Origin of the sequence: Streptomyces sp. NPDC058198 (genome assembly GCF_042882605.1) — a bacterium.
In the GTDB taxonomy this organism is placed as follows: Bacteria; Actinomycetota; Actinomycetes; order Streptomycetales; family Streptomycetaceae; genus Streptomyces.
Window position 1 is genome coordinate 57,584 of record NZ_JBHVVP010000011.1, and the last position, 19,196, is coordinate 76,779.

The window sequence follows — 19,196 nt, forward strand, 5'->3', positions numbered from 1 at the left end:
AGCAGCGCACCCGGCTCACGCCAGCCCCAGCGCGAACACCGCGAAGCCCGCCGCGAGCAGCCCCGCTGCCGCGCGGCGGGCGTGTGCCGCGCGCGTCCCGGTCTGCCAGGGCGCGTCGAATCCGCGCGCGTACCGCCCGATCAGGACGAGCAGGACGGCGAAGAGCGGCATCCAGGTCAGCCGGGCGAGAATCCAGCCGAGGGAGTCGGGGGAGGCCGTCAGGCCCGGCACCGCACCGGCGAAGGAGCCGGGCACCGCGGCGGCGAGCATCGCCGTCTGGTGCCAGCACAGGACCGTCATCGCGGAGAGATTGATGACGACGACCGGCGCCCAGAGGGCGGGCTTCCTCAGGAGGCGTGCGATCCGGTCCCGCAGCAGGATCGCCGCGCCGCTCTGCGCGGCGGCGAGGGCGAGGACCAGCAGGGACGGTGGATGCGAGTTGGTGCGGGCCTCGCCGGGGACACCCACCATCGACGCCGGGTAGTGGAAGACGACCAGCAGCGCGGCGAAGAGGAGCGTGCCGCCGATGAGCAGAGCGCGCGCCCCGCGGCTGCCGATCTTTCCCTCGGCCCAGGAGACCCCGAGCTGATACGCGAAGAGCCAGCCAGGCAGGATGTTCACCATGCTCAGCCACGAGGGCATGGTGTCCGCAGCGGGTCCGTAGGGCAGGAAGTCGACGGCGGCGACGGTCACCAGCAGGGGAGCGGCGGCCCACGCGCCCAGCGTGTGTGCGGCGCGCACACAGTACGGCGTCAGCGCGGTCACCACGGTGTAGACGCCCACGAACCACAGCGGCTGGATCACCAGCGTCGACCCGGTGCGCAGGGTGGCGCCCGGCACGCCGAGCGCGTACAGCACCGGGATCAGCACCGCCCAGACGGCCGTCACGCCGAGGACGGGCCTGCCCAGCCGCGCCACGCGCTGCCGCAGCCAGGCGGCGGTCGTGGACTTCCTCCCACGGTACGAGAGCACGGAGGCATACCCGCCGACCAGGAAGAAGATGCCCAGCATCTGCAGCACCCAGCTCACGGGCGCGAACCCGCCGAAGGCGGCGAGCGGACTCGCGTTGTGCAGCGCGCCGTCGCCGTCCAGGGTGAAGCCGCCGAGCAGCCAGTGCCCGGTCGGCACGGCGAGCAGCGCGAGGGCGCGCAGGCCGTCGATCGCGCGGTCACGGTGGGCGGGGGTCCGCGCCTCGATCTTCCCGATGGTCCCGGCGAGTGTCATCGCACCTCTCCCCGCGTGACTTCTCCCCGCGTGATCTCTCCGGCCGCGATGGCGGCGAAGGTACGGAGCGATTCGGTGCCGGGCGCGAAGTAGCCGGTGTGGCCCCGGGCGTCCCCGGCGGACACCCGGCGGGCGCCGAACTCCGGGTCGGTCGGGTCCTTGCCGTGGCCCAGGCCCGCGAACTCGACGTTCGGGACCTTGGAGATCCAGTCGGAGGGGTCCTTGGCGGCCCAGACACGCGCGTCTGTATGGAGATCCGCCACATCATCGGCGCGCATACCGGGCGAGCCGAACACCACAATGTCGGAGGCGTTCACCTCATGAGCGGCGAGACCGCATACGACGGAGCCGTAGCTGTGGCAGAACAGCACGGGCTCCTTCACCCCGGCGGCCGCGAGCCCCCGGGTGAACCGGGCCAGCCGTCCGGCCCCTGCCTGGGCGAGATCACCGGTGGCCGCGTCCGGACCGACCCCGACGGGAGTGGTGTAGCCGGCCCAGGCGATGACGGCGGTACGGTCCCCCGTCGCGGCCCGCAGCGAGGCGGCCATGCCGGCGGGGGCGCCGTACGGATCCTTCGTACGGTCGAAGGTCGCCGCGTCGATGTCCGAGCCCGGTACGACGACGGACACCCGGCGCGCGGTCGTCAGATCGCCGTACACCTCGGCGACCTGGCCACGGCCGCGCGGATCGAAGGCGAGGATCTGCCGGCCGGGCTCCGCCAGCCGCTCATACCGGGGGTTGTGCTCGGCCCGTACGGCAAGGGCGTTGGCCTCGTACCGCAGCGCGACCGGCACACCGTCGAGATTGCCGACGACGAGGGGGTGACGGCGGATCAGGTCCTGCCGCTGACGGGACGGCAAGGCGGCGAAGAACCGGGCCACCCGGGCGGGCGAGGCCGTCGCCGGATCGGGCAGCGCCCGGCCGAGCGAACCGTCCGCCCGCCACGCGGCGCTCCCGGCGGGCGGCCCCGTCACGGCCCGCTGCGCACTGCCGGAGGCCCAGCCCGCCGTTCCCGTGACCACGGTGGTCGCCAGTGCGGCGGCGGCCAGGGTCCTCTTGTAGCGGCGCATGTACGTCTCCTTCTGCTGCTCGTCCATGGAGGTGGCGAGCAGGAAGGTAAGGAGACGGTGTACGGCGGGACGTCACCCCGGGGAGCCAACCAGCGGGTGATACCTGGGCAGGGGAGGTACCCCGTGGTGGTGGGTTTCCGTACCGCTGCGGGAGCCCGGGAGCCCGGGAGCCCGGCAGCCCGGGCCCCCGGGCTCAGGCGGCTCAGGCGGACGCGTCGCCGGGGGTGACGAGACCCGACTCGTACGCGAAGATCACGGCCTGCGCGCGGTCGCGCAGAGCGAGCTTGGACAGGATGCGACCGATATGGGTCTTCACCGTCTGTTCGGCGACCACCAGCTGGTCCGCGATCTCCTGGTTGGACAGACCGTGGGCGATCAGTTCGAGCACCTCGGTCTCCCGGGGTGTGAGACCGCGCAGCCGCAGGGCACGGTTCCTGCGCGGGGCGGGCCGCTGCTGGGCGAAGTCCGCGATCAGCCGCCGGGTCACGGACGGCGCGAGCAGCGCCTCGCCGGCCGCGACGATCCGTACCGCCGCGATCAGATCGGCCGGGGGCGCGTCCTTGAGCAGAAAGCCCGACGCCCCGGCGCGCAGCGCCTCGTACACGTAGTCGTCCACGTCGAAGGTGGTCAGCATCAGCACCTTCGGCCGGTGGACGACCCCCACCGGCTGGCTCAACAGCTCCCGGGCGGCGGCCAGTCCGTCCATCTCCGGCATCCGGACGTCCATCAGGACCACGTCAGGATGGACGGAACGGCTCACCCGCACGCCCTCGCGGCCGTCCGGCGCCTCACCCACCACATCGATGTCGGCCTGGGCCGACAGCAGCGCCGCGAACCCCGCGCGCACCATGGCCTGGTCGTCGACGATGATCACGCGGATGGTCAAGGGACGTCCTTAGCAAGGGGTTTGAGCCCGGGGTGGGGGTCGGGACCGGGGTCGGTCAGGGGGAGCCGCGCGGCGACCCGGAAGCCGCCGTCGGGCAGCGGCCCGGTGTCGAGCGTGCCGCCGGTCAACCGTACGCGCTCGCGCATACCGACCAGGCCGTGGCCGGTTCCTGAGGTCTCCAGCGGTGAAGTACGTCCCGTCGCGGGGCCGTTGACGACCAGCACGGTCAGCCGGTCGCCGTCGGGGACCACCGACACCCGCGTCCGCGCGCCGGGCGCGTGGCGCACCACATTGGCGAGGGCCTCCTGCACGATGCGGTACGCGGAGAGGTCCACGGTCGCCGGAACGTGTCCGAGGCCGGCCGGCAGGGACAGCTCGGCGGGCACTCCGGCCCGTACCGTCGCCTCCACCAGCTGCTGCACCCGGTCCAGACCCGGCTGCGGCCCCCGCTCACCGGCCGCGTCCTCCCGGCGCAGCACCATCAGCAGCCGCCGCATCTCCGCCAGGGACTCACGCGCGCTCGCCGCGATCGACCCGAACTCCTCCCGTGCCTGGGGGGACAGGCCCTGGAGCCGGTACGGCGCCGAGTCGGCCTGCACGGTGATCACCGACATGTGGTGCGCGACGACATCGTGGAGTTCGCGAGCGATCCGGGTCCGCTCCTCCAGCAGCGTCCGCCGGGCGCGCTCCGCCTCGCTGATGGTCTCCTGCTCGACCAGCCGCCGCTGCGCCTCACCGCGCTCGCGCACGGCCACCCCGATCAGCAGCACGACACCGCCGAGCACGAACAGCAGCAGCGCGCTCGCGTTGTCGCGACCGGGGGCGAGGGAGTCCAGGCCGAGGCCCGCCGCACCCGTCAGGAGCCATACGGCGACCACGGTCCGCCGGGTCTCGCGCAGAGCGAGCGCGAGCAGCAGGAAGAGGTAACCGATGATGACCGGTGGGGTCCACGGCCAGATGTTGTACGGGTGGAGGGACTGGGTCAGCAGCGTCACGGCGCCGAGGACATCCGCGGAGAAGATGATCCACCAGGCTTGCAGCGGCCGGTGCGCCAGCATGAGCAGGGGCGCCGCCTGTGCGACGCCGAGCGTGCCCGCCAGGCCGCCGTTCAGACCGTACTGGCTGGTCAGGACCGTGATGGTGACCGGGATGAACGTGGCGGCGAGCGCCAGCACGACGACGTGGGGAAGCAGCCGCTGCCACTGCTTCGGCGCGTGCGCGAGCAGGGGCGTCGGCGGGTGGGAGGGATGGGTCAGGCCATGGGCGAGCTCGCGCAGATTGCGCCGCGCGGCGCTCAGCGGACCGTCGGCCTGCGGTGGCGTACGGGGCGGAAGCGCGGGCGGAGGCGGGTGAGGCGGTGGCGTATGGGACATGGCCCGCTCAGCGTAGGTACCCCGGCCCGGCTCCCGCGTCATACCCAGGAGCCGGTCCGAACGTCATACCGAGGTATGACGCCCGGCCCCCGATGTCCTGCCCCCCACGCCCCGGACCCGACGCCCGGACCCGACGCCCGGCCCCCGATGTCCTGCCCCGACGCCCGACGCCCGACGCCCGAAGCCCGGCCTCGAAGCCCGCCCCGGCGCCCCGCCCCGGCGCCCCGGCCCGGGCGTCACAACTCCGCGAGCAGCTCCGCCTTCTTCGCGGTGAATTCCTCGTCGGTCACCAGGCCCGCCTGATGCAGCTCGCCGAGATGCCGGATCCGGTCCGCGACATCGGCCGGGTCGCGGCGGCCGGACACCACCGCCGGGACCGGGACCGCCGCGCGGCTCGATGACGCGCCCTGGACCGCCTGCAGGACCGCCGCCGCGAAGGGCAGCGACTCGTGCACCGGCCCGTAGCCGAGCCCGAAGACGACGGCCGCCGGATCGTGGTCCACCTGGGACGGCTGGGGGAGTCCCGCGCTGTGGCCGTCGCGCCGCAGCAGCCGCAGATAGCCGTCGAAGACCTCGGGCGAGCGCCACTCGACCCCGTGCAGCTCCCCGACCGGGAAACCCTGGTCGCCCGCCTTCCACTTGGCGGAGGACGCGCCCGTCCAGAACCAGCGGAAGGACACCCGGTCGCCGTCGAAGGACGCCTTGCCGTCGTACGCCTTGAAGTGCAGGGGAGGTTCGGGCGCGGTCACCAGATAGCGCTCGGCCGGCTCCTGCCCGTCCCGTACGTCCCAGGGGCGGCGGGCACCGTCCCGGATCAGCGCGGCCCGCAACTCGTCGGCGTAGTACTCCGCGAGGGTCTCGCGCTCGGCCGGCAGCACCAGCCGGTACGGATCGCCGCTCTGTTTGAGCTGCCCGGCCGCGGCCTCCATCAGCGGGTCCGCGCCGGCTCTCGGCACAGCGTGCAGCACCACCGTCCCGCGCTTTCCGGGGGAGAGCGTCACCGATGACAACGCCTCGTGGGGGATGCGGCGTTCACGTAGCGCCTGGAAGAGCTTCGGCGTCCGTATCCCCCGTTCGAAGCGGATGAGCACGGAGTCGCTTTCGAACTCCCAGGTGGCATGAATCCCCGCAAGCACATCACCCATGCGCCTCATCGTAGGGCGCGGGCGCCCGTGCGTCGCCTGCCGAAGCAGACGAATTCTACGCGCGTCCGAACTCACCCACCCCGGTCTCACCCGACCCGGCGATTCCGCTCCTGCAGGCGGCATCGCCGTCGGCACAGCTCACCGCGTCGTACGAACCGACCCCGATGTCCGCGAAGTTGTCGAGGCTCTCCGTACCCGGCTGGAAGTATCCGCTGTGCCCGAGCGCGCCGGCCGCCGAGAGCACCCGTGACCCGAAGCCCCGGGACACCGGGTCCGCGCCGTGCCCGAGTCCGCCGACCGCCAGGTACGGGACGTCCTGGATCCAGTCGTCACGGTCCCGCATGGCCCACACATGGGCGTCGGTGCTCAGTTGGTCCGCGTTCCCGACCCGCATTCCGGGGCTGCCCGCGACCGCCACGTCCGTGACCCTGGCCGGCAGAGCGGCGGCGGCGACCCCGCAGACCACGGAGCCGTAGCTGTGGCAGAACAGGGAGACCCGCGACGCCCCCGGCAGCGCGGCGGTGAGCGCGGAGAGCCGTACGGCACCGTCCTCGGCGAGCTTGCCGATCGCCGCGTCCACCCCGAGACCGGCGGGCGAGGTGTAGTCGGCCCAGGCGATGACGGCGGTTCTGGTGTCCGGGTCGGTGGCTCGCTCGGCGTCGTACAGCGACGCGGCCATGCCCACCGGCGCCGTATACCTGCGCTCGGTCCTCTCGAACGTCAGCACATTGGTGTCCACACCGGGCACCACGACCGACACGCGCTGCGCGTGGTCGAGGTCGCCGAAGACCTCGGCGGCCCGGCCCTTCCCCGACGGGTCGAAGGCGAGGATCTGCCGGCCGTCGCTCAGCATCGACGCGTAGCGGTGCATCCGGCGGCCCGCCTGCTCCCGGCCGTCACCCGAAAGTCTGGTGTCGGTCATCCGGCGGTGCTCCACATCACGCGCCTGGGTGAGAGCCAGCCGGTTGGCCCGGTAGCGCAGTGTGACGGGGGCGCCGTTGAGATTGCCGACGACGAGCGGGTACGCCGTTGCGAGCCCGATCCGCTGACCGGCCGTCAGGGAGGCGAAGAAGGACGTCAGCAGTTTCGGCGGCCCCTTCGGGTCCGGCAGGTGACGGACACCTATCCGGCCCCGCTCCCAGGCGGTGAAGGCGACCCGCAGAGGCTCGCCCGGACTGTGCTGATGGCGTACGGCGGTCCATCCCGTGGTCGCCAGCATCACCAGCACGACCGCGAGAGCCAGCAGGGTGCGCCATGCGGTGAGGGAGGGAGAGGAGTCGAAGGAAGTCACTGCGGAACACCCTAGGACGCGGGTGGGGGGCCTCATGACGAGGGTGAGGCAGATCACGGGCGACGGAGGGTTGAACTGGCGGTAACTTCACCCTGCGTGCGCGGGGCGCGCACGCTCCGGCGCATTACGGGGCGTACGGGACGCGGAACCGGATGCCCGTACGGACCTCACGACCGCTGGCGCGCCCCGGTCGACCAGCTCTCGGCGAGCGCCGGGCCCAGGTGGTCGAGATAGCTCTCGGACAGCGCGCGGTGCGCCTCCAGGCTCATGTTCTGCCCCTGCCCCCACAGCCGGCCGGTCACCCGTATCACGCTGGTGAACGCGGCGACCGCCACCCGGGGCCGCGGATCGGTGTCCACGTCGAGACCCTCGCGGCCGGCGATCAGCCGCGCGACGGCTTCCTCCAACTCGGCGGAGCGGCGCAGATGGACGGCGAGCAGGGCCGGGGTCGATTCGATCATTTGATACGTCCGCATATACAGCCCGACCGGAACGGCGGCCTCGATCGCCTCACCGATCGTGTCCCAGGCGGCGGCGACGGCGTTACGCATCGCCTCGAACGGGAACTCGGCGGCGGGCCGCACGCGCAGCGCCTCGACGAACCTTTCCTCGACCATGTCCACCACGGCGAAGGCGACCTCTTCCTTGCTGGCGAAGTAGCGGAAGAAGGTGCGCTGGGAGACCTCCACGGCGTCCGTGATCTCGTCGACGGTCGTCCGGTCGTACCCCTGGGTGGTGAACAGTTCGAGCGCCACGCGCAGCAGGGCGTCCCTGGTGCGCTGCTTCTTGCGGGCGCGCAGCCCTGTCGGCTGTTCAGCCGCTGTTCCCTGTCCGGTGGTTGTGTCCTTCCGGAAGGAACACCGATCGGTCCTCATTCCACCGCTTTCGATACTTTTGCCCTGCTCGGTGTTCTGTGAGCTACCTGACAGTTACCAACTTGTGAATTGGTTAGTCAAATGTCAGCGGCTGACACTAGCGTGGCCGATATGACTAGTCAGACCACCGTCGACATGGCGAAGAGCCCGGAATCCCCGGCGCCGGCGTCGCCCAAGGGGCTGCGCGGCCACCCCTGGTTGACGCTCTTCAGCGTGGCCATCGGCGTGATGATGGTGGCGCTCGACGGCACCATTGTCGCGATCGCCAATCCAGCCATCAAGAACGACCTCGGCGCGAGCCTCGCCGATGTCCAGTGGATCACCAACGGTTACTTCCTCGCCCTCGCCGTGGCGCTGATCACCGCGGGCAAGCTCGGTGACCGCTTCGGCCACCGGCAGACCTTCCTCATCGGCGTCACCGGCTTCGCCGTGGCCTCGGGGGCCATCGGTCTCTCCCACAGCATCGCCCTCGTGGTCACCTTCCGGGTGCTCCAGGGGCTCTTCGGCGCCCTGCTGATGCCGGCCGCGCTCGGCCTGCTGCGCGCCAGCTTCCCCGCCGAGAAGCTCAACATGGCCATCGGCATCTGGGGCATGGTCATCGGCGCCTCGACGGCCGGCGGCCCCATCATCGGCGGTCTGCTGGTCGAACATGTCAGCTGGCAGTCGGTCTTCTTCGTCAATGTGCCGGTGGGCGTGGTGGCGCTGGTGGTCGGCGCGGTGATCCTCCGGGACCACCGGGCGGAGAATGCCCCGAAGTCCTTCGACATCCTCGGCATCCTGCTGCTCTCCGCGGCCATGTTCTGTCTGGTCTGGGCGATCATCCAGGCCCCGACCTGGGGCTGGGGCTCCGGTCTCACCTGGCTGTTCATCATCGGCTCGCTGGTCTGCTTCGGGCTCTTCGCCTTCTGGGAGACGAAGGTCAAGGAACCCCTCGTACCGCTGGGGCTGTTCCGCTCCGTGCCGTTGTCCGCCGGCGTGATCCTGATGGCGCTGATGGCCATCGCCTTCCTCGGCGGCATCTTCTTCATCACCTTCTACCTGCAGAACGTGCACGGCATGAGCCCGGTCGACGCCGGTCTGCATCTGCTGCCGCTCACCGGCATGATGATCGTCGCCTCGCCGCTGGCGGGTTGGGCGATCACCAAGGTGGGCCCCCGTATCCCGCTGGCCGGCGGCATGGTCTTCACGGCGGTCGCCATGTTCGGCATGTCGACCCTGGCCACGGACACCAGCAGCTTCACCATGTCGATCTGGTTCGCCCTGCTCGGCTTCGGCCTCGCCCCGGTCATGGTGGGCGCCACCGAGGTCATCGTGGGCAACGCCCCGATGGAGTTGTCCGGTGTGGCCGGTGGTCTCCAGCAGGCCTCCATGCAGATCGGCGGCAGCCTCGGTACGGCCGTGCTCGGCGCGATCATGGCCTCGAAGGTCTCCAGCGACCTGCCGGGGAACTGGACCGCGGCCGGTCTGCCGCCGCTCACCGGGGCGCAGGCGGACGCGGCCACCGAAGCCGTTCAGGTCGGCGTGCCGCCGGTGGCGCCGGGCACCCCCGCCGCCATCGCGGAGAAGATCACGAGCGTCACCTACGACACGTTCGTGGCCGGCATGGGGCTGGCCTGTCTGGTCGCGGCCGGTGTCGCGGCCGTGGCGGTCTTCGTCGCTCTGCTGACGAAGCGTGGCGCCAACGCGGACGCGGCGGGCGGAGGGGTGCACGTCTGACGTCAGCCCCCGGCTGACCCGACGTCAACTCCGCGCCTGTGACAGCCCCGCCGGAACCTTCCGGCGGGGCTGTCGCCTATCCGGGTGGAGGGCGCCCCCGCCCCTTCCGCGGGCCGCGCGCCGCGGGTCAGGGTACGGAGGACCGATTCGTACGACACGGGGGCTGATCCACATGCGCACGACCCTGCGTAAAACCACGTCCAAAGCCAGGTCCGAAGCCGGGCTCACGACCGCGCCGAAGATCCTGGCCGTCGGAGCACTGGCCGTCGCCGCGCTGCTGCCGCAGACCCTCGACGCCGCCGCCGCTCCACCGCGTCTAGGGGAGTGCGCGTCGGGCGAGCTCTGCTTCTGGGAGAAGGACGACTTCAAGGGCGTACGACGGACCCATGAGCTGTCCGGTACCGAGGTCGGGAGCTGCGTGCCGCTCCCGCGAGGCGCCACCGTCCACTCGCTCGCGAACCGCACCGGGCGGCCCGTGACCACCTATCAGTCCGAAGAGTGCGCGGAGACCGGCGAGTTCCAGACCTACCCGGGAGACGGCACCTGGCTCCCCCGATCGCCGTACCGCGTACGGGCCTTCAAGGTCTGGGAGCACTGAGCGGTCAGCGACGGGCCGGCCGGTACGCCGAAGGGCGGCGCAACCCGTGGGTTCCGCCGCCCTTCGACCTCGTCCTACAGTTCCGTCACCGCGGTCACGCGTCGCCGCCCGCCGCGCCCGGGTCCGCCGCCGAGGTGTCCAGCAGCTGGTAGCGGTCCACCGCCTGCTTCAGCACCGAACGGTCGACCTTGCCCTCCCTGGCCAGCTCGGTGAGGACACCGAGCACGATCGACTGCGCGTCGATGTGGAAGAAGCGACGGGCCGCGCCACGCGTGTCCGCGAAGCCGAAACCGTCCGCCCCAAGCGACTGGTACGTGCCGGGTACCCAGCGCGCGATCTGGTCGGGTACGGAACGCATCCAGTCGGAGACCGCCACGAACGGGCCCTCCGCGCCGGACAGCTTCTGGGTCACATACGGAACGCGCTGCTCCTCCTCCGGGTGCAGCAGATTGTGCTGCTCCACCTCGACGGCCTCACGGCGCAGCTCGTTCCAGGACGTCGCCGACCAGACGTCGGCCTTGACGTTCCACTCCTCGGCGAGCATCCGCTGCGCCTCGACCGCCCACGGCACGGCCACACCGGACGCCATGATCTGCGCCGGGATCGAGCCCTGCTCGCCCCGCCGGTAGCGGTGGATGCCCTTCAGGATGCCCTCGACGTCCACGTCGGCCGGCTCGGCGGGATGCTGGATCGGCTCGTTGTAGACGGTGAGGTAGTAGAAGATGTCCTCGCTGTCCGGGCCGTACATCCGGCGCAGACCGTCCTTGACGATATGCGCGATCTCGAAGCCGTAGGCGGGGTCGTAGGCGACACAGGCCGGGTTGGTCGAGGCCAGCAGATGCGAATGGCCGTCCGCGTGCTGAAGCCCCTCGCCGGTCAGCGTCGTACGTCCGGCGGTCGCACCCAGCACGAAGCCGCGCGCGAGCTGGTCGGCCATCTGCCAGAACTGGTCGCCGGTCCGCTGGAAACCGAACATCGAGTAGAAGACATAGACCGGGATCAGCGGCTCGCCGTGCGTGGCGTACGCGGAGCCCGCCGCGATCAGCGAGGCGGTGCAGCCCGCCTCGGAGATGCCGTCGTGCAGCATCTGCCCGGTCGGCGACTCCTTGTACGCGAGCAGCAGCTCACGGTCCACGGACTCGTACTGCTGGCCCAGCGGGTTGTAGATCTTCGCGCTCGGGAAGAACGAGTCCATTCCGAACGTGCGGTACTCGTCGGGGGCGATCAGCACGAAGCGCTTGCCGATCTCCTTGTCCCGCATCAGGTCCTTGAGCAGCCGGACGAACGCCATGGTGGTGGCGATCGACTGCTGGCCGGACCCCTTCTTCACCGCCGCGTAGACCTTGTCCTCGGGGAGGTTCAGCGGCTTCGCCCGCACGATCCGCGTCGGCACGTACCCGCCCAGCGACTTGCGGCGGTCGTGCATGTACTGGATCTCTTCCGAGTCCTTGCCGGGGTGGTAGTACGGCGGTGCGCCGTCCTCCAGCTCCTGGTCCGTGATCGGCAGGTGCAGCCGGTCGCGGAAGCCCTTGAGGTCGGAGACGGTCAGCTTCTTCATCTGGTGGGTCGCGTTGCGGCCCTCGAAGTTCGGCCCGAGCGTCCAGCCCTTGACCGTCTGCGCCAGGATCACCGTCGGCTGGCCCTTGTGGGCCTTGGCCGCCGCGTACGCCGCGTACACCTTCTGGTGGTCGTGACCGCCGCGGCCCAGATGCAGGATCTGGTCGTCCGACATGTTCTCGACCATGGCGCGCAGCCGCTGGTCGTCACCGAAGAAGTGCTCACGGATGTACGAGCCGGTCTCGGTGGCGTACGTCTGGAACTGCCCGTCCGGCGTGGTGTTCAGCCGGTTGACCAGGACGCCGTCCCTGTCCTGGGCGAGCAGCGGATCCCAGGAGCGGTCCCAGACCAGCTTGATGACATTCCAGCCGGCGCCGCGGAACTGCGACTCCAGCTCCTGGATGATCTTGCCGTTGCCGCGCACCGGGCCGTCGAGGCGCTGCAGATTGCAGTTGACGACGAAAGTCAGGTTGTCCAGGCCCTCGCGGGCGGCGATGGACAGCTGGCCCAGCGACTCGGGCTCGTCCATCTCGCCGTCGCCGAGATACGCCCAGACATGCGAGTCGGAGGTGTCGGCGATGCCGCGCGCCTCCATGTAGCGGTTCATCCTGGCCTGGTAGATCGCGCCGAGGGGGCCGAGGCCCATCGAGACGGTCGGGAACTCCCAGAAGTCCGGCATCAGCCGCGGGTGCGGATAGCTGGACAGGCCGTACGGGGCCTTCGACTTCTCCTGGCGGAACGCGTCGAGCTGCGTCTCGCTCAGCCGGTCGAGCAGAAAGGCGCGGGCGTAGATGCCGGGGGAGGCATGGCCCTGGAAGAAGATCTGGTCGCCGCCCTTGCCGTCGTCCTTGCCCCGGAAGAAGTGGTTGAAGCCCACGTCGTACAGGGAGGCGGAGGAGGCGAAGGTGGCGATGTGGCCACCGACACCGATACCCGGGCGCTGCGCGCGCGACACCATCACGGCCGCGTTCCAGCGGGTCGCGTTGAGGATCTTGCGCTCGATCTCCTCGTTGCCGGGGAAGAACGGCTCGTCCTTGGTGGCGATGGTGTTGACGTAGTCCGTGCTGCGCATCTCGGGCACAGCCACGCGCTTCTCGCGCGCGCGCTCGATCAGCCGGAGCATCAGATAACGGGCGCGCTCACGGCCTCGCTCGTCGACAGCGGCGTCGAGCGAGTCGAGCCACTCCTGGGTCTCTTCGGGATCAAAGTCCGGGACCTGGCTGGGAAGGCCGCCAATGATGATCGGGTTGCGATCGGATCCGGAAGCCACGCTTGTCCTTCGCTGTTTGGTCGTGTCGTGCCCCTGCACGCGATCGATGCAGTGCACGCCGTCGGGATACTGCTTCTACGCGGGCCCGGGGCCCGCGGGTGACCCCGCGGAGCGGCCCAGGGCATGGGCACGTACGCCGCCTCCATCGTGTACCGCGACGGCGGAAACGTCATCTCTACTGAGGGGTAACCAGTGGTCTCCGGGAAATCCCGCTCCGAAGCCGGTCCCCACGTCGGTCAAATCGCAACCTTACGCCCAACCCGTCTATGCGTTTCGTTCGGCCGTTCGGACCCGATTGGCGTACGGAAGCGGCATAACATTGCAAAGTGGGAGGAAATATATGGGGTGTGTCACAGGAGGCGGTGCCGAAGTGGCAGGAGATGCGATGAAGCGGCCCGGATCGTCACCGTTTCGGCGGTCTCGGCGGTCGGGTACTTGCGCGATCCGTCCCGTCCGTGTGGACTACGGCCAATGCCTCGCGCACGCGCGTGGCTGAAGCATTTTCCGAAACATGATCAGGAGGCAATCCGTGAGCGCGACCGCGGACCACGCGGAGGAACGGACCAACCAGGCAGCACGGCTGGGGTTCGAACCCGGACAGGTGGTCCAGGAGATCGGCTACGACGACGACGTCGAGCAGGAGCTCCGCGAGTCCATCGAGGCCGTCATCGGCCAGGAGCTCGTCGACGAGGACTACGAGGACGTGGCTGACGCCGTCCTGCTGTGGTTCCGTGACGAGGACGGCGACCTTACGGACGCGCTGGTGGACGCCATCGGTCTGATCGAGGAGGGCGGAGCGGTCTGGCTGCTGACGCCCAAGACCGGCCGGGATGGCTACGTCGAACCGAGCGACATCAACGAGGCCGCCCAGACCGCTGGCCTGTCGCAGACCAAGAGCGTCAACGCCGGCAAGGACTGGACCGGCAGCCGGCTCGTCACTCCCAAGGCGGCGAAGTCCAAGCGCTGACTCCGAGCGCCGCATCGAGCGCGCAAGACGCAGCCGGTAACAAGCAGCCTTGAGGGCCCCCGCCGATCTCTGTCGGCGGGGGCCCGTGCGTAGGCTGGAGGGTGTCTGACGGCATGTGACGGCATCCGCGGAACCCTGTGAAAGGACGTGCTCCATGGCGATCGAGGTCGGCGCCCCCGCCCCGGACTTCGCACTGAAGGACAACCACGGCCGGACCGTGCGGCTGTCCGACTACCGCGGACCCGACGGCGCGAAGAACGTGGTGCTCCTCTTCTACCCCTTCGCCTTCACCGGTGTGTGCACGGGCGAGCTGTGCGCCCTCCGCGACGAGCTGCCCTCGTTCGTCAACGACGACACGCAGCTGCTCGCCCTCTCGAACGACTCCATCCACACCCTGCGCGTCTTCGCCGAGCAGGAGGGCCTGGAGTACCCGCTGCTGTCGGACTTCTGGCCGCACGGCGAGGTGTCGCGCGCGTACGGCGTCTTCGACGAGGAAAAGGGGTGCGCCGTGCGCGGCACCTTCATCATCGACAAGGAGGGCATCGTGCGCTGGACCGTGATCAACGGTCTGCCGGACGCCAGGGACCTCGACGAGTACGTCAAGGCGCTCGCCACTCTCTGAATGCGCCCCGGACGCTCTGAATGCGCCCCGGCCGCCCCGAAATCGCACAGCGACGGGGAACCGGTCACTAGGATCCAGTCGTTCATCCGATGCCAACGCTTCAGGGGCGCGACCCGCGGCGGCAGCCGCCGATCACGGTCGCCGGCCCCGAGAAACCATAGGGAGGACTCGTGGGAGTCAGCCTCAGCAAGGGCGGAAACGTCTCGCTGACCAAGGCCGCGCCCAACCTGACCGCGGTCACCGTGGGTCTGGGCTGGGACGTCCGTACAACCACCGGCAGCGACTTCGACCTCGACGCCAGCGCCCTGCTGACGAACGCCGAGGGCAAGGTCGCCGTCGACGGGAACTTCATCTTCTTCAACAACCTCAAGAGCCCCGACGGCTCCGTCGAGCACACCGGTGACAACCTCACCGGTGAGGGCGAGGGCGACGACGAGGCCATCAAGGTCAACCTGGCGACAGTCCCCGCCGACGTCGAGAAGATCGTCTTCCCTGTCTCGATCTACGAGGCGGAGAGCCGCCAGCAGTCCTTCGGCCAGGTCCGCAACGCCTTCATCCGCGTCGTCAACCAGGCCGACAACAACGAACTGGCGCGGTACGACCTGAGTGAGGACGCCTCGACCGAGACCGCGATGGTCTTCGGCGAGCTGTACCGCAATGGCGCGGAGTGGAAGTTCCGTGCCATCGGCCAGGGGTACGCCTCGGGACTGCGCGGCATCGCGCAGGACTTCGGCGTCAACGTCTGAGCCGACAGGACCTGGTCCTTCCGTGTCCGGCGCCGCACACTCCGTGCGGCGCCGGACGCGCATCGGTACGGGAACGAACGGCATGAACAGGGCTTGAACGGGCATGACGTCAGGCGCGTCTTGCCGGCAGCACGGCACCACATCACCTCGGGGAGGACTCACCATCATGGGCGTCACGCTCGCCAAGGGAGGCAATGTCTCCCTCTCCAAGGCCGCACCGAACCTCACCCAGGTGCTGGTCGGGCTCGGCTGGGATGCGCGCTCCACCACCGGAGCGCCCTTCGACCTCGACGCCAGCGCACTCCTCTGCGAGTCAGGCAGAGTGCTCGGCGACGAATGGTTCATTTTCTACAACAATCTGACGAGTCCGGACGGATCCGTCGAACATACCGGCGACAATCTGACGGGTGAGGGCGACGGCGACGACGAGTCGCTGCTCGTCGACCTCTCCAAGGTGCCGGTCACCTGCGACAAGATCGTCTTTCCGGTCTCGATTCATGAGGCCGACAATCGAGGCCAGACATTCGGGCAGGTCAGCAACGCTTTTATTCGGGTGGCCAACCAGGCCGACGGACAGGAGCTCGCGCGCTACGACCTCAGTGAGGACGCCTCCACCGAAACCGCGATGATCTTCGGCGAGCTGTACCGCTATGGCGGCGAGTGGAAGTTCCGGGCGGTGGGACAGGGGTACGCGTCGGGGCTTCGGGGCATCGCTCTAGACTTCGGGGTCAACGTTTCGTAAAGCAGCATGCTGCGCGGGGGAAAACCCGTTAATCACCAGATGGGGTAGCCAGTGATCCTGAAAACCTTCGGCTGGTCGTTCGCCATCACGGCGGTCGGCCTCGCCTTCGCGGCCTGGCAGTGGGGGTGGGAGGCGTTCGGGATCGTACTGATCCTGTCGATCCTTGAGATCTCGCTGTCGTTCGACAACGCGGTCGTCAACGCCGGGGTCCTGAAGAAGATGAATGCCTTCTGGCAGAAGATCTTCCTCACCATCGGCATCCTCATCGCGGTGTTCGGCATGCGGCTGGTCTTCCCCGTCGTCATCGTCGCGATCAGCGCCAAGGTCGGGCCCATCGAAGCGGTCCAGATCGCGCTCGACAACCCCGACCGGTACGAAGCCCTGGTCACCGACGCCCACCCGGGCATCGCCGCCTTCGGCGGTATGTTCCTGCTGATGATCTTCCTCGACTTCATCTTCGAGGAGCGGGACATCAAGTGGCTGAGCTGGCTGGAGCGCCCGCTGGCCAAGCTCGGCAAGGTCGACATGCTGTCGGTCTGCATCGCGCTGATCGTTCTCCTTGTCACCGCGCTGACCTTCGCCACCCACGCCCACACCAGCACGGGCTATCAGGACAAGTCGGCCACCGTGCTGCTCGCCGGCGTCGCGGGTCTGATCACGTATCTCATCGTCGGCGGCCTCTCCGGCTTCTTCGAGAACCGGCTCGAGGAGCAGGAGGAGCAGGAGCACGAGGAGGAGGAGAAGGCCAAGGCGGAGGGCAAGCCGGTCTCTGCCATCGGCCTGGCCGGCAAGGCCGCGTTCTTCCTCTTCCTCTACCTGGAGGTCCTGGACGCGTCCTTCTCCTTCGACGGTGTCATCGGCGCCTTCGCCATCACCAACCAGATCTTCTGGATGGCGCTCGGCCTCGGTATCGGCGCCATGTACGTCCGGTCGCTCACGGTCTACCTGGTCCGCCAGGGCACCCTGGACGACTACGTCTACCTGGAGCACGGCGCGCACTACGCGATCGGTGCGCTCGCCGTGATCCTGCTGGTCACCATCGAGCACTCGATCAACGAGGTCATCACCGGTCTGGTCGGAATCATCCTGATCGCTGCCTCGTTCTGGTCCTCGGTGCGCCGTAACAAGGCACTGCAGGCGGAAGGCGGCGACAAGGACGCCGACGGCGACAAGGCGGCAGTGCACGTCTGAGCCGTGCTCCGGTGAGCCCTCCGGTGAGCCGGTCTCCGGGGTGTGACCCGGACAGGAATCAGGGAACGCTCTGAACGGGGCGGCCGACAGGCGGAAGCCTCTCGGCCGCCCCGTTGTTCCGTGTGGTGGTGGCGAGTTGACGACAGAGGAGGGGTGGGCATGGCCTTCTGGGACAACCTGTGGCAAGGGCAAAGGGCATCGCAATTCGATTCGGGCAGTGCCGCGTCCAACTCCATCGAGCTGACCAAGCGGCGGCCGACGGTCTCGCTCTCCAAGCAGGGAGCGGCCACCGGCAATCTGCGGGTGAACCTCTCCTGGCAGATGCGTACGTCCGACATCGAAGGACGGTCCAAGCAGAGCGGCCGGCTGCTGGGCAACCCCCTCAAGCTCTTCAAGCCCGAGGTGGTGCAGGCCCATACCCAGGGCATGGTCAATGTGGACCTGGACCTCGGCTGCATGTACGAGCTGACCGACGGCAGCAAGGGCGTGGTGCAGCCGCTGGGCAACTTCTTCGGGGACCTCAACGGGCCGCCGTACGTCAAGCTCAGCGGCGACGACCGGTTCGGCGCCGCCTCGGGCGAGACGATCTTCATCAACCTGGACCACCAGGAGGAGATCAAGCGGCTGCTGGTCTTCGTCTACATCTACGACCAGACGCCGGCCTTCGACCGCACGCACGCCACCGTGACGCTGTACCCGAGCAACGGCCCGCGTATCGAGATCGAACTCGACGAGCACGCCCCGCAGGCCCGGTCCTGCGCGGTGTTCTCGATGGAGAGCGTCAAGGGCGAGCTGACGGTGCGCCGTGAGGTGAAGTTCGTCTACGGCTTCCAGGCGGAGCTGGACCGGCTGTTCGGCTGGGGCCTGCAGTGGGGGCGCGGCTACAAGACGAAGACCTGAGGCGGCCTTGACCGCGGACGCCCGCGGCGGTGCCCCGGGCGTCCGCAGCCTAGGGGCGGATGAACTGCGGGCCCATCGGCGGGAGCCGGAAATTCGGGTCGGGCGCGGGCGCCGCCGCGGCGGCCGGCTGCGGATAGCCGTACGCGGGCTGCGGCGCCGACACCGGCTGCGGATAGCCGTATGTGGGCGGGGCCGACGGCAGGGCGGGCTGCGGATATCCGTACGCCGGCTGTGCGAACGGCTGGGTGGGCGGCTGGGCCGGCTGAGGCGGCAGCTGTACGGACGTCTCGGCGGCCTGCGACGGGTCGGGAGCGGTCGCGGACAGCGGGTCGTCGGCGGCCCCTTCCGTCTCGTCCACCGAGATGCCGAACGCCGTGGCCAGACCGACGAGGCCGGTCGGATACCCCTGCCCCACCGCGCGGAACTTCCACGCGTCCCCGCGCCGGTAGAGCTCGCCGCAGATGATCGCGGTCTCCTCGCCGGTCTCCGGCCTGACATCGAAGACGGCCAGCGGTTCGCCGTCGGCCGCGGCAGCGTCGTACAGAAGTATCCGGAGATCGTTCACATGCTGGAAACTCGCGCCGTCCGAGGAGGCCGCGAGCACCACCTGCTCGACCGAGGGGTCGAGCGCGGTGAGATCGGCCTCGACCGTATCGGTCAGCTGCTCACCGACCTGCTTCTTGGGCAGCCGCCGTACCACCCCCGACGGATGCCGCGGCTGGTTGTAGAACACGAAGTCCTCGTCGGAACGCACCCGGCCCCCGGCGCCGAGCAGCAGGGCGGAGGCGTCCACGTCAGGGATCCCGGGCCCTGGGGACCAGCGCAGCACGGCTCGTACAGCCATGGCGTCGAGGGGGACGTTCGAGCCCTTCAGCATCGCGTGCGTCATGCCGGTCATCCTGCCTTCCCACCGCCCGCGCGGACAACGTGGGGCTGGTTCACGACGTCACAGGACACGCGCGCGAAGCGGACGAGTTACCAGGATTTCATGCGGCGTGGGAACTCTTGACACCCGTCCGTACG

At 69.5% G+C, this 19,196-nt stretch carries 17 protein-coding genes; 8 read left to right on the forward strand and 9 right to left on the reverse strand.

Annotated elements, in window-relative coordinates; all coding sequences use genetic code 11:
* Positions 1 to 15 precede the first annotated feature (15 nt).
* The 7 genes from ACFVWW_RS27750 to ACFVWW_RS27780 form a co-directional block, all read right to left on the reverse strand.
* Complete coding sequence (locus ACFVWW_RS27750; RefSeq protein ID WP_386877482.1) at positions 16 to 1,224, reverse strand: acyltransferase; 1,209 nt, start codon at positions 1,222 to 1,224, stop codon at positions 16 to 18.
* A complete protein-coding gene (locus ACFVWW_RS27755) occupies positions 1,221 to 2,294 on the reverse strand; it encodes an alpha/beta hydrolase (RefSeq protein WP_386877717.1) in 1,074 nt (357 codons plus the stop codon). Before ACFVWW_RS27755 ends, ACFVWW_RS27750 begins: the two co-directional genes overlap by 4 nt.
* A gap of 202 nt (positions 2,295 to 2,496) precedes the next feature.
* On the reverse strand, positions 2,497 to 3,180 hold the full coding sequence (locus ACFVWW_RS27760; RefSeq protein WP_386877481.1) for a response regulator: 684 nt from the start codon (positions 3,178 to 3,180) through the stop codon (positions 2,497 to 2,499).
* Entirely contained in the window at positions 3,177 to 4,553 is a 1,377-nt protein-coding gene (locus ACFVWW_RS27765; RefSeq protein WP_386877480.1) for a sensor histidine kinase, read from the reverse strand. Before ACFVWW_RS27765 ends, ACFVWW_RS27760 begins: the two co-directional genes overlap by 4 nt.
* 236 nt (positions 4,554 to 4,789) lie before the next feature.
* Positions 4,790 to 5,698: a DUF4429 domain-containing protein gene (locus ACFVWW_RS27770; protein ID WP_384183865.1), complete on the reverse strand. Its 909-nt coding sequence runs from the start codon at positions 5,696 to 5,698 to the stop codon at positions 4,790 to 4,792.
* Positions 5,699 to 5,753: 55 nt separating this feature from the next.
* The gene (locus ACFVWW_RS27775; RefSeq protein WP_386877479.1) at positions 5,754 to 6,989 is read right to left on the reverse strand and encodes an alpha/beta hydrolase; all 1,236 of its coding nucleotides are present in this window, start codon (positions 6,987 to 6,989) and stop codon (positions 5,754 to 5,756) included.
* 167 nt (positions 6,990 to 7,156) lie between these two features.
* Complete coding sequence (locus ACFVWW_RS27780) at positions 7,157 to 7,864, reverse strand: TetR/AcrR family transcriptional regulator (RefSeq protein ID WP_384183860.1); 708 nt, start codon at positions 7,862 to 7,864, stop codon at positions 7,157 to 7,159.
* A gap of 111 nt (positions 7,865 to 7,975) precedes the next feature.
* Here ACFVWW_RS27780 and ACFVWW_RS27785 point away from each other — a divergent pair, with 111 nt between their 5' ends.
* Both ACFVWW_RS27785 and ACFVWW_RS27790 read left to right on the forward strand, forming a co-directional pair.
* A complete protein-coding gene (locus ACFVWW_RS27785) occupies positions 7,976 to 9,580 on the forward strand; it encodes an MFS transporter (RefSeq protein ID WP_384183857.1) in 1,605 nt (534 codons plus the stop codon).
* Positions 9,581 to 9,752: 172 nt separating this feature from the next.
* On the forward strand, positions 9,753 to 10,178 hold the full coding sequence (locus ACFVWW_RS27790; RefSeq protein ID WP_386877478.1) for a peptidase inhibitor family I36 protein: 426 nt from the start codon (positions 9,753 to 9,755) through the stop codon (positions 10,176 to 10,178).
* Positions 10,179 to 10,272: 94 nt separating this feature from the next.
* Here the strand turns inward: ACFVWW_RS27790 and aceE are convergent, their stop codons facing one another.
* Positions 10,273 to 13,005 carry a pyruvate dehydrogenase (acetyl-transferring), homodimeric type gene (gene aceE / locus ACFVWW_RS27795; protein WP_386877477.1) on the reverse strand — a complete coding sequence of 911 codons (2,733 nt, stop codon included), beginning with the start codon at positions 13,003 to 13,005 and terminating at the stop codon, positions 10,273 to 10,275.
* Positions 13,006 to 13,534: 529 nt separating this feature from the next.
* Between aceE and ACFVWW_RS27800 the strand changes: the two genes are divergently transcribed.
* From ACFVWW_RS27800 to ACFVWW_RS27825, 6 genes are all read left to right on the forward strand, one after another.
* Positions 13,535 to 13,972 (forward strand): DUF3052 domain-containing protein, encoded by a 438-nt coding sequence (locus ACFVWW_RS27800; RefSeq protein ID WP_384183850.1) that lies wholly within the window; start codon positions 13,535 to 13,537, stop codon positions 13,970 to 13,972.
* A gap of 154 nt (positions 13,973 to 14,126) precedes the next feature.
* Positions 14,127 to 14,594 carry a peroxiredoxin gene (locus ACFVWW_RS27805; RefSeq protein ID WP_384331672.1) on the forward strand — a complete coding sequence of 156 codons (468 nt, stop codon included), beginning with the start codon at positions 14,127 to 14,129 and terminating at the stop codon, positions 14,592 to 14,594.
* A gap of 170 nt (positions 14,595 to 14,764) precedes the next feature.
* Complete coding sequence (locus tag ACFVWW_RS27810) at positions 14,765 to 15,340, forward strand: TerD family protein (protein ID WP_384013462.1); 576 nt, start codon at positions 14,765 to 14,767, stop codon at positions 15,338 to 15,340.
* 166 nt (positions 15,341 to 15,506) lie between these two features.
* Positions 15,507 to 16,082 carry a TerD family protein gene (locus ACFVWW_RS27815; RefSeq protein WP_384183844.1) on the forward strand — a complete coding sequence of 192 codons (576 nt, stop codon included), beginning with the start codon at positions 15,507 to 15,509 and terminating at the stop codon, positions 16,080 to 16,082.
* Between the two features lie 51 nt (positions 16,083 to 16,133).
* On the forward strand, positions 16,134 to 17,273 hold the full coding sequence (locus ACFVWW_RS27820; protein WP_384183842.1) for a DUF475 domain-containing protein: 1,140 nt from the start codon (positions 16,134 to 16,136) through the stop codon (positions 17,271 to 17,273).
* 159 nt (positions 17,274 to 17,432) lie between these two features.
* Positions 17,433 to 18,173: a Tellurium resistance gene (locus ACFVWW_RS27825; protein WP_384183840.1), complete on the forward strand. Its 741-nt coding sequence runs from the start codon at positions 17,433 to 17,435 to the stop codon at positions 18,171 to 18,173.
* 49 nt (positions 18,174 to 18,222) lie between these two features.
* On the opposite strand, the gene ACFVWW_RS27830 is transcribed toward ACFVWW_RS27825, so the two are convergent.
* On the reverse strand, positions 18,223 to 19,062 hold the full coding sequence (locus ACFVWW_RS27830) for a TerD family protein (RefSeq protein ID WP_384331675.1): 840 nt from the start codon (positions 19,060 to 19,062) through the stop codon (positions 18,223 to 18,225).
* Between the last annotated feature and the right edge of the window lie 134 nt (positions 19,063 to 19,196).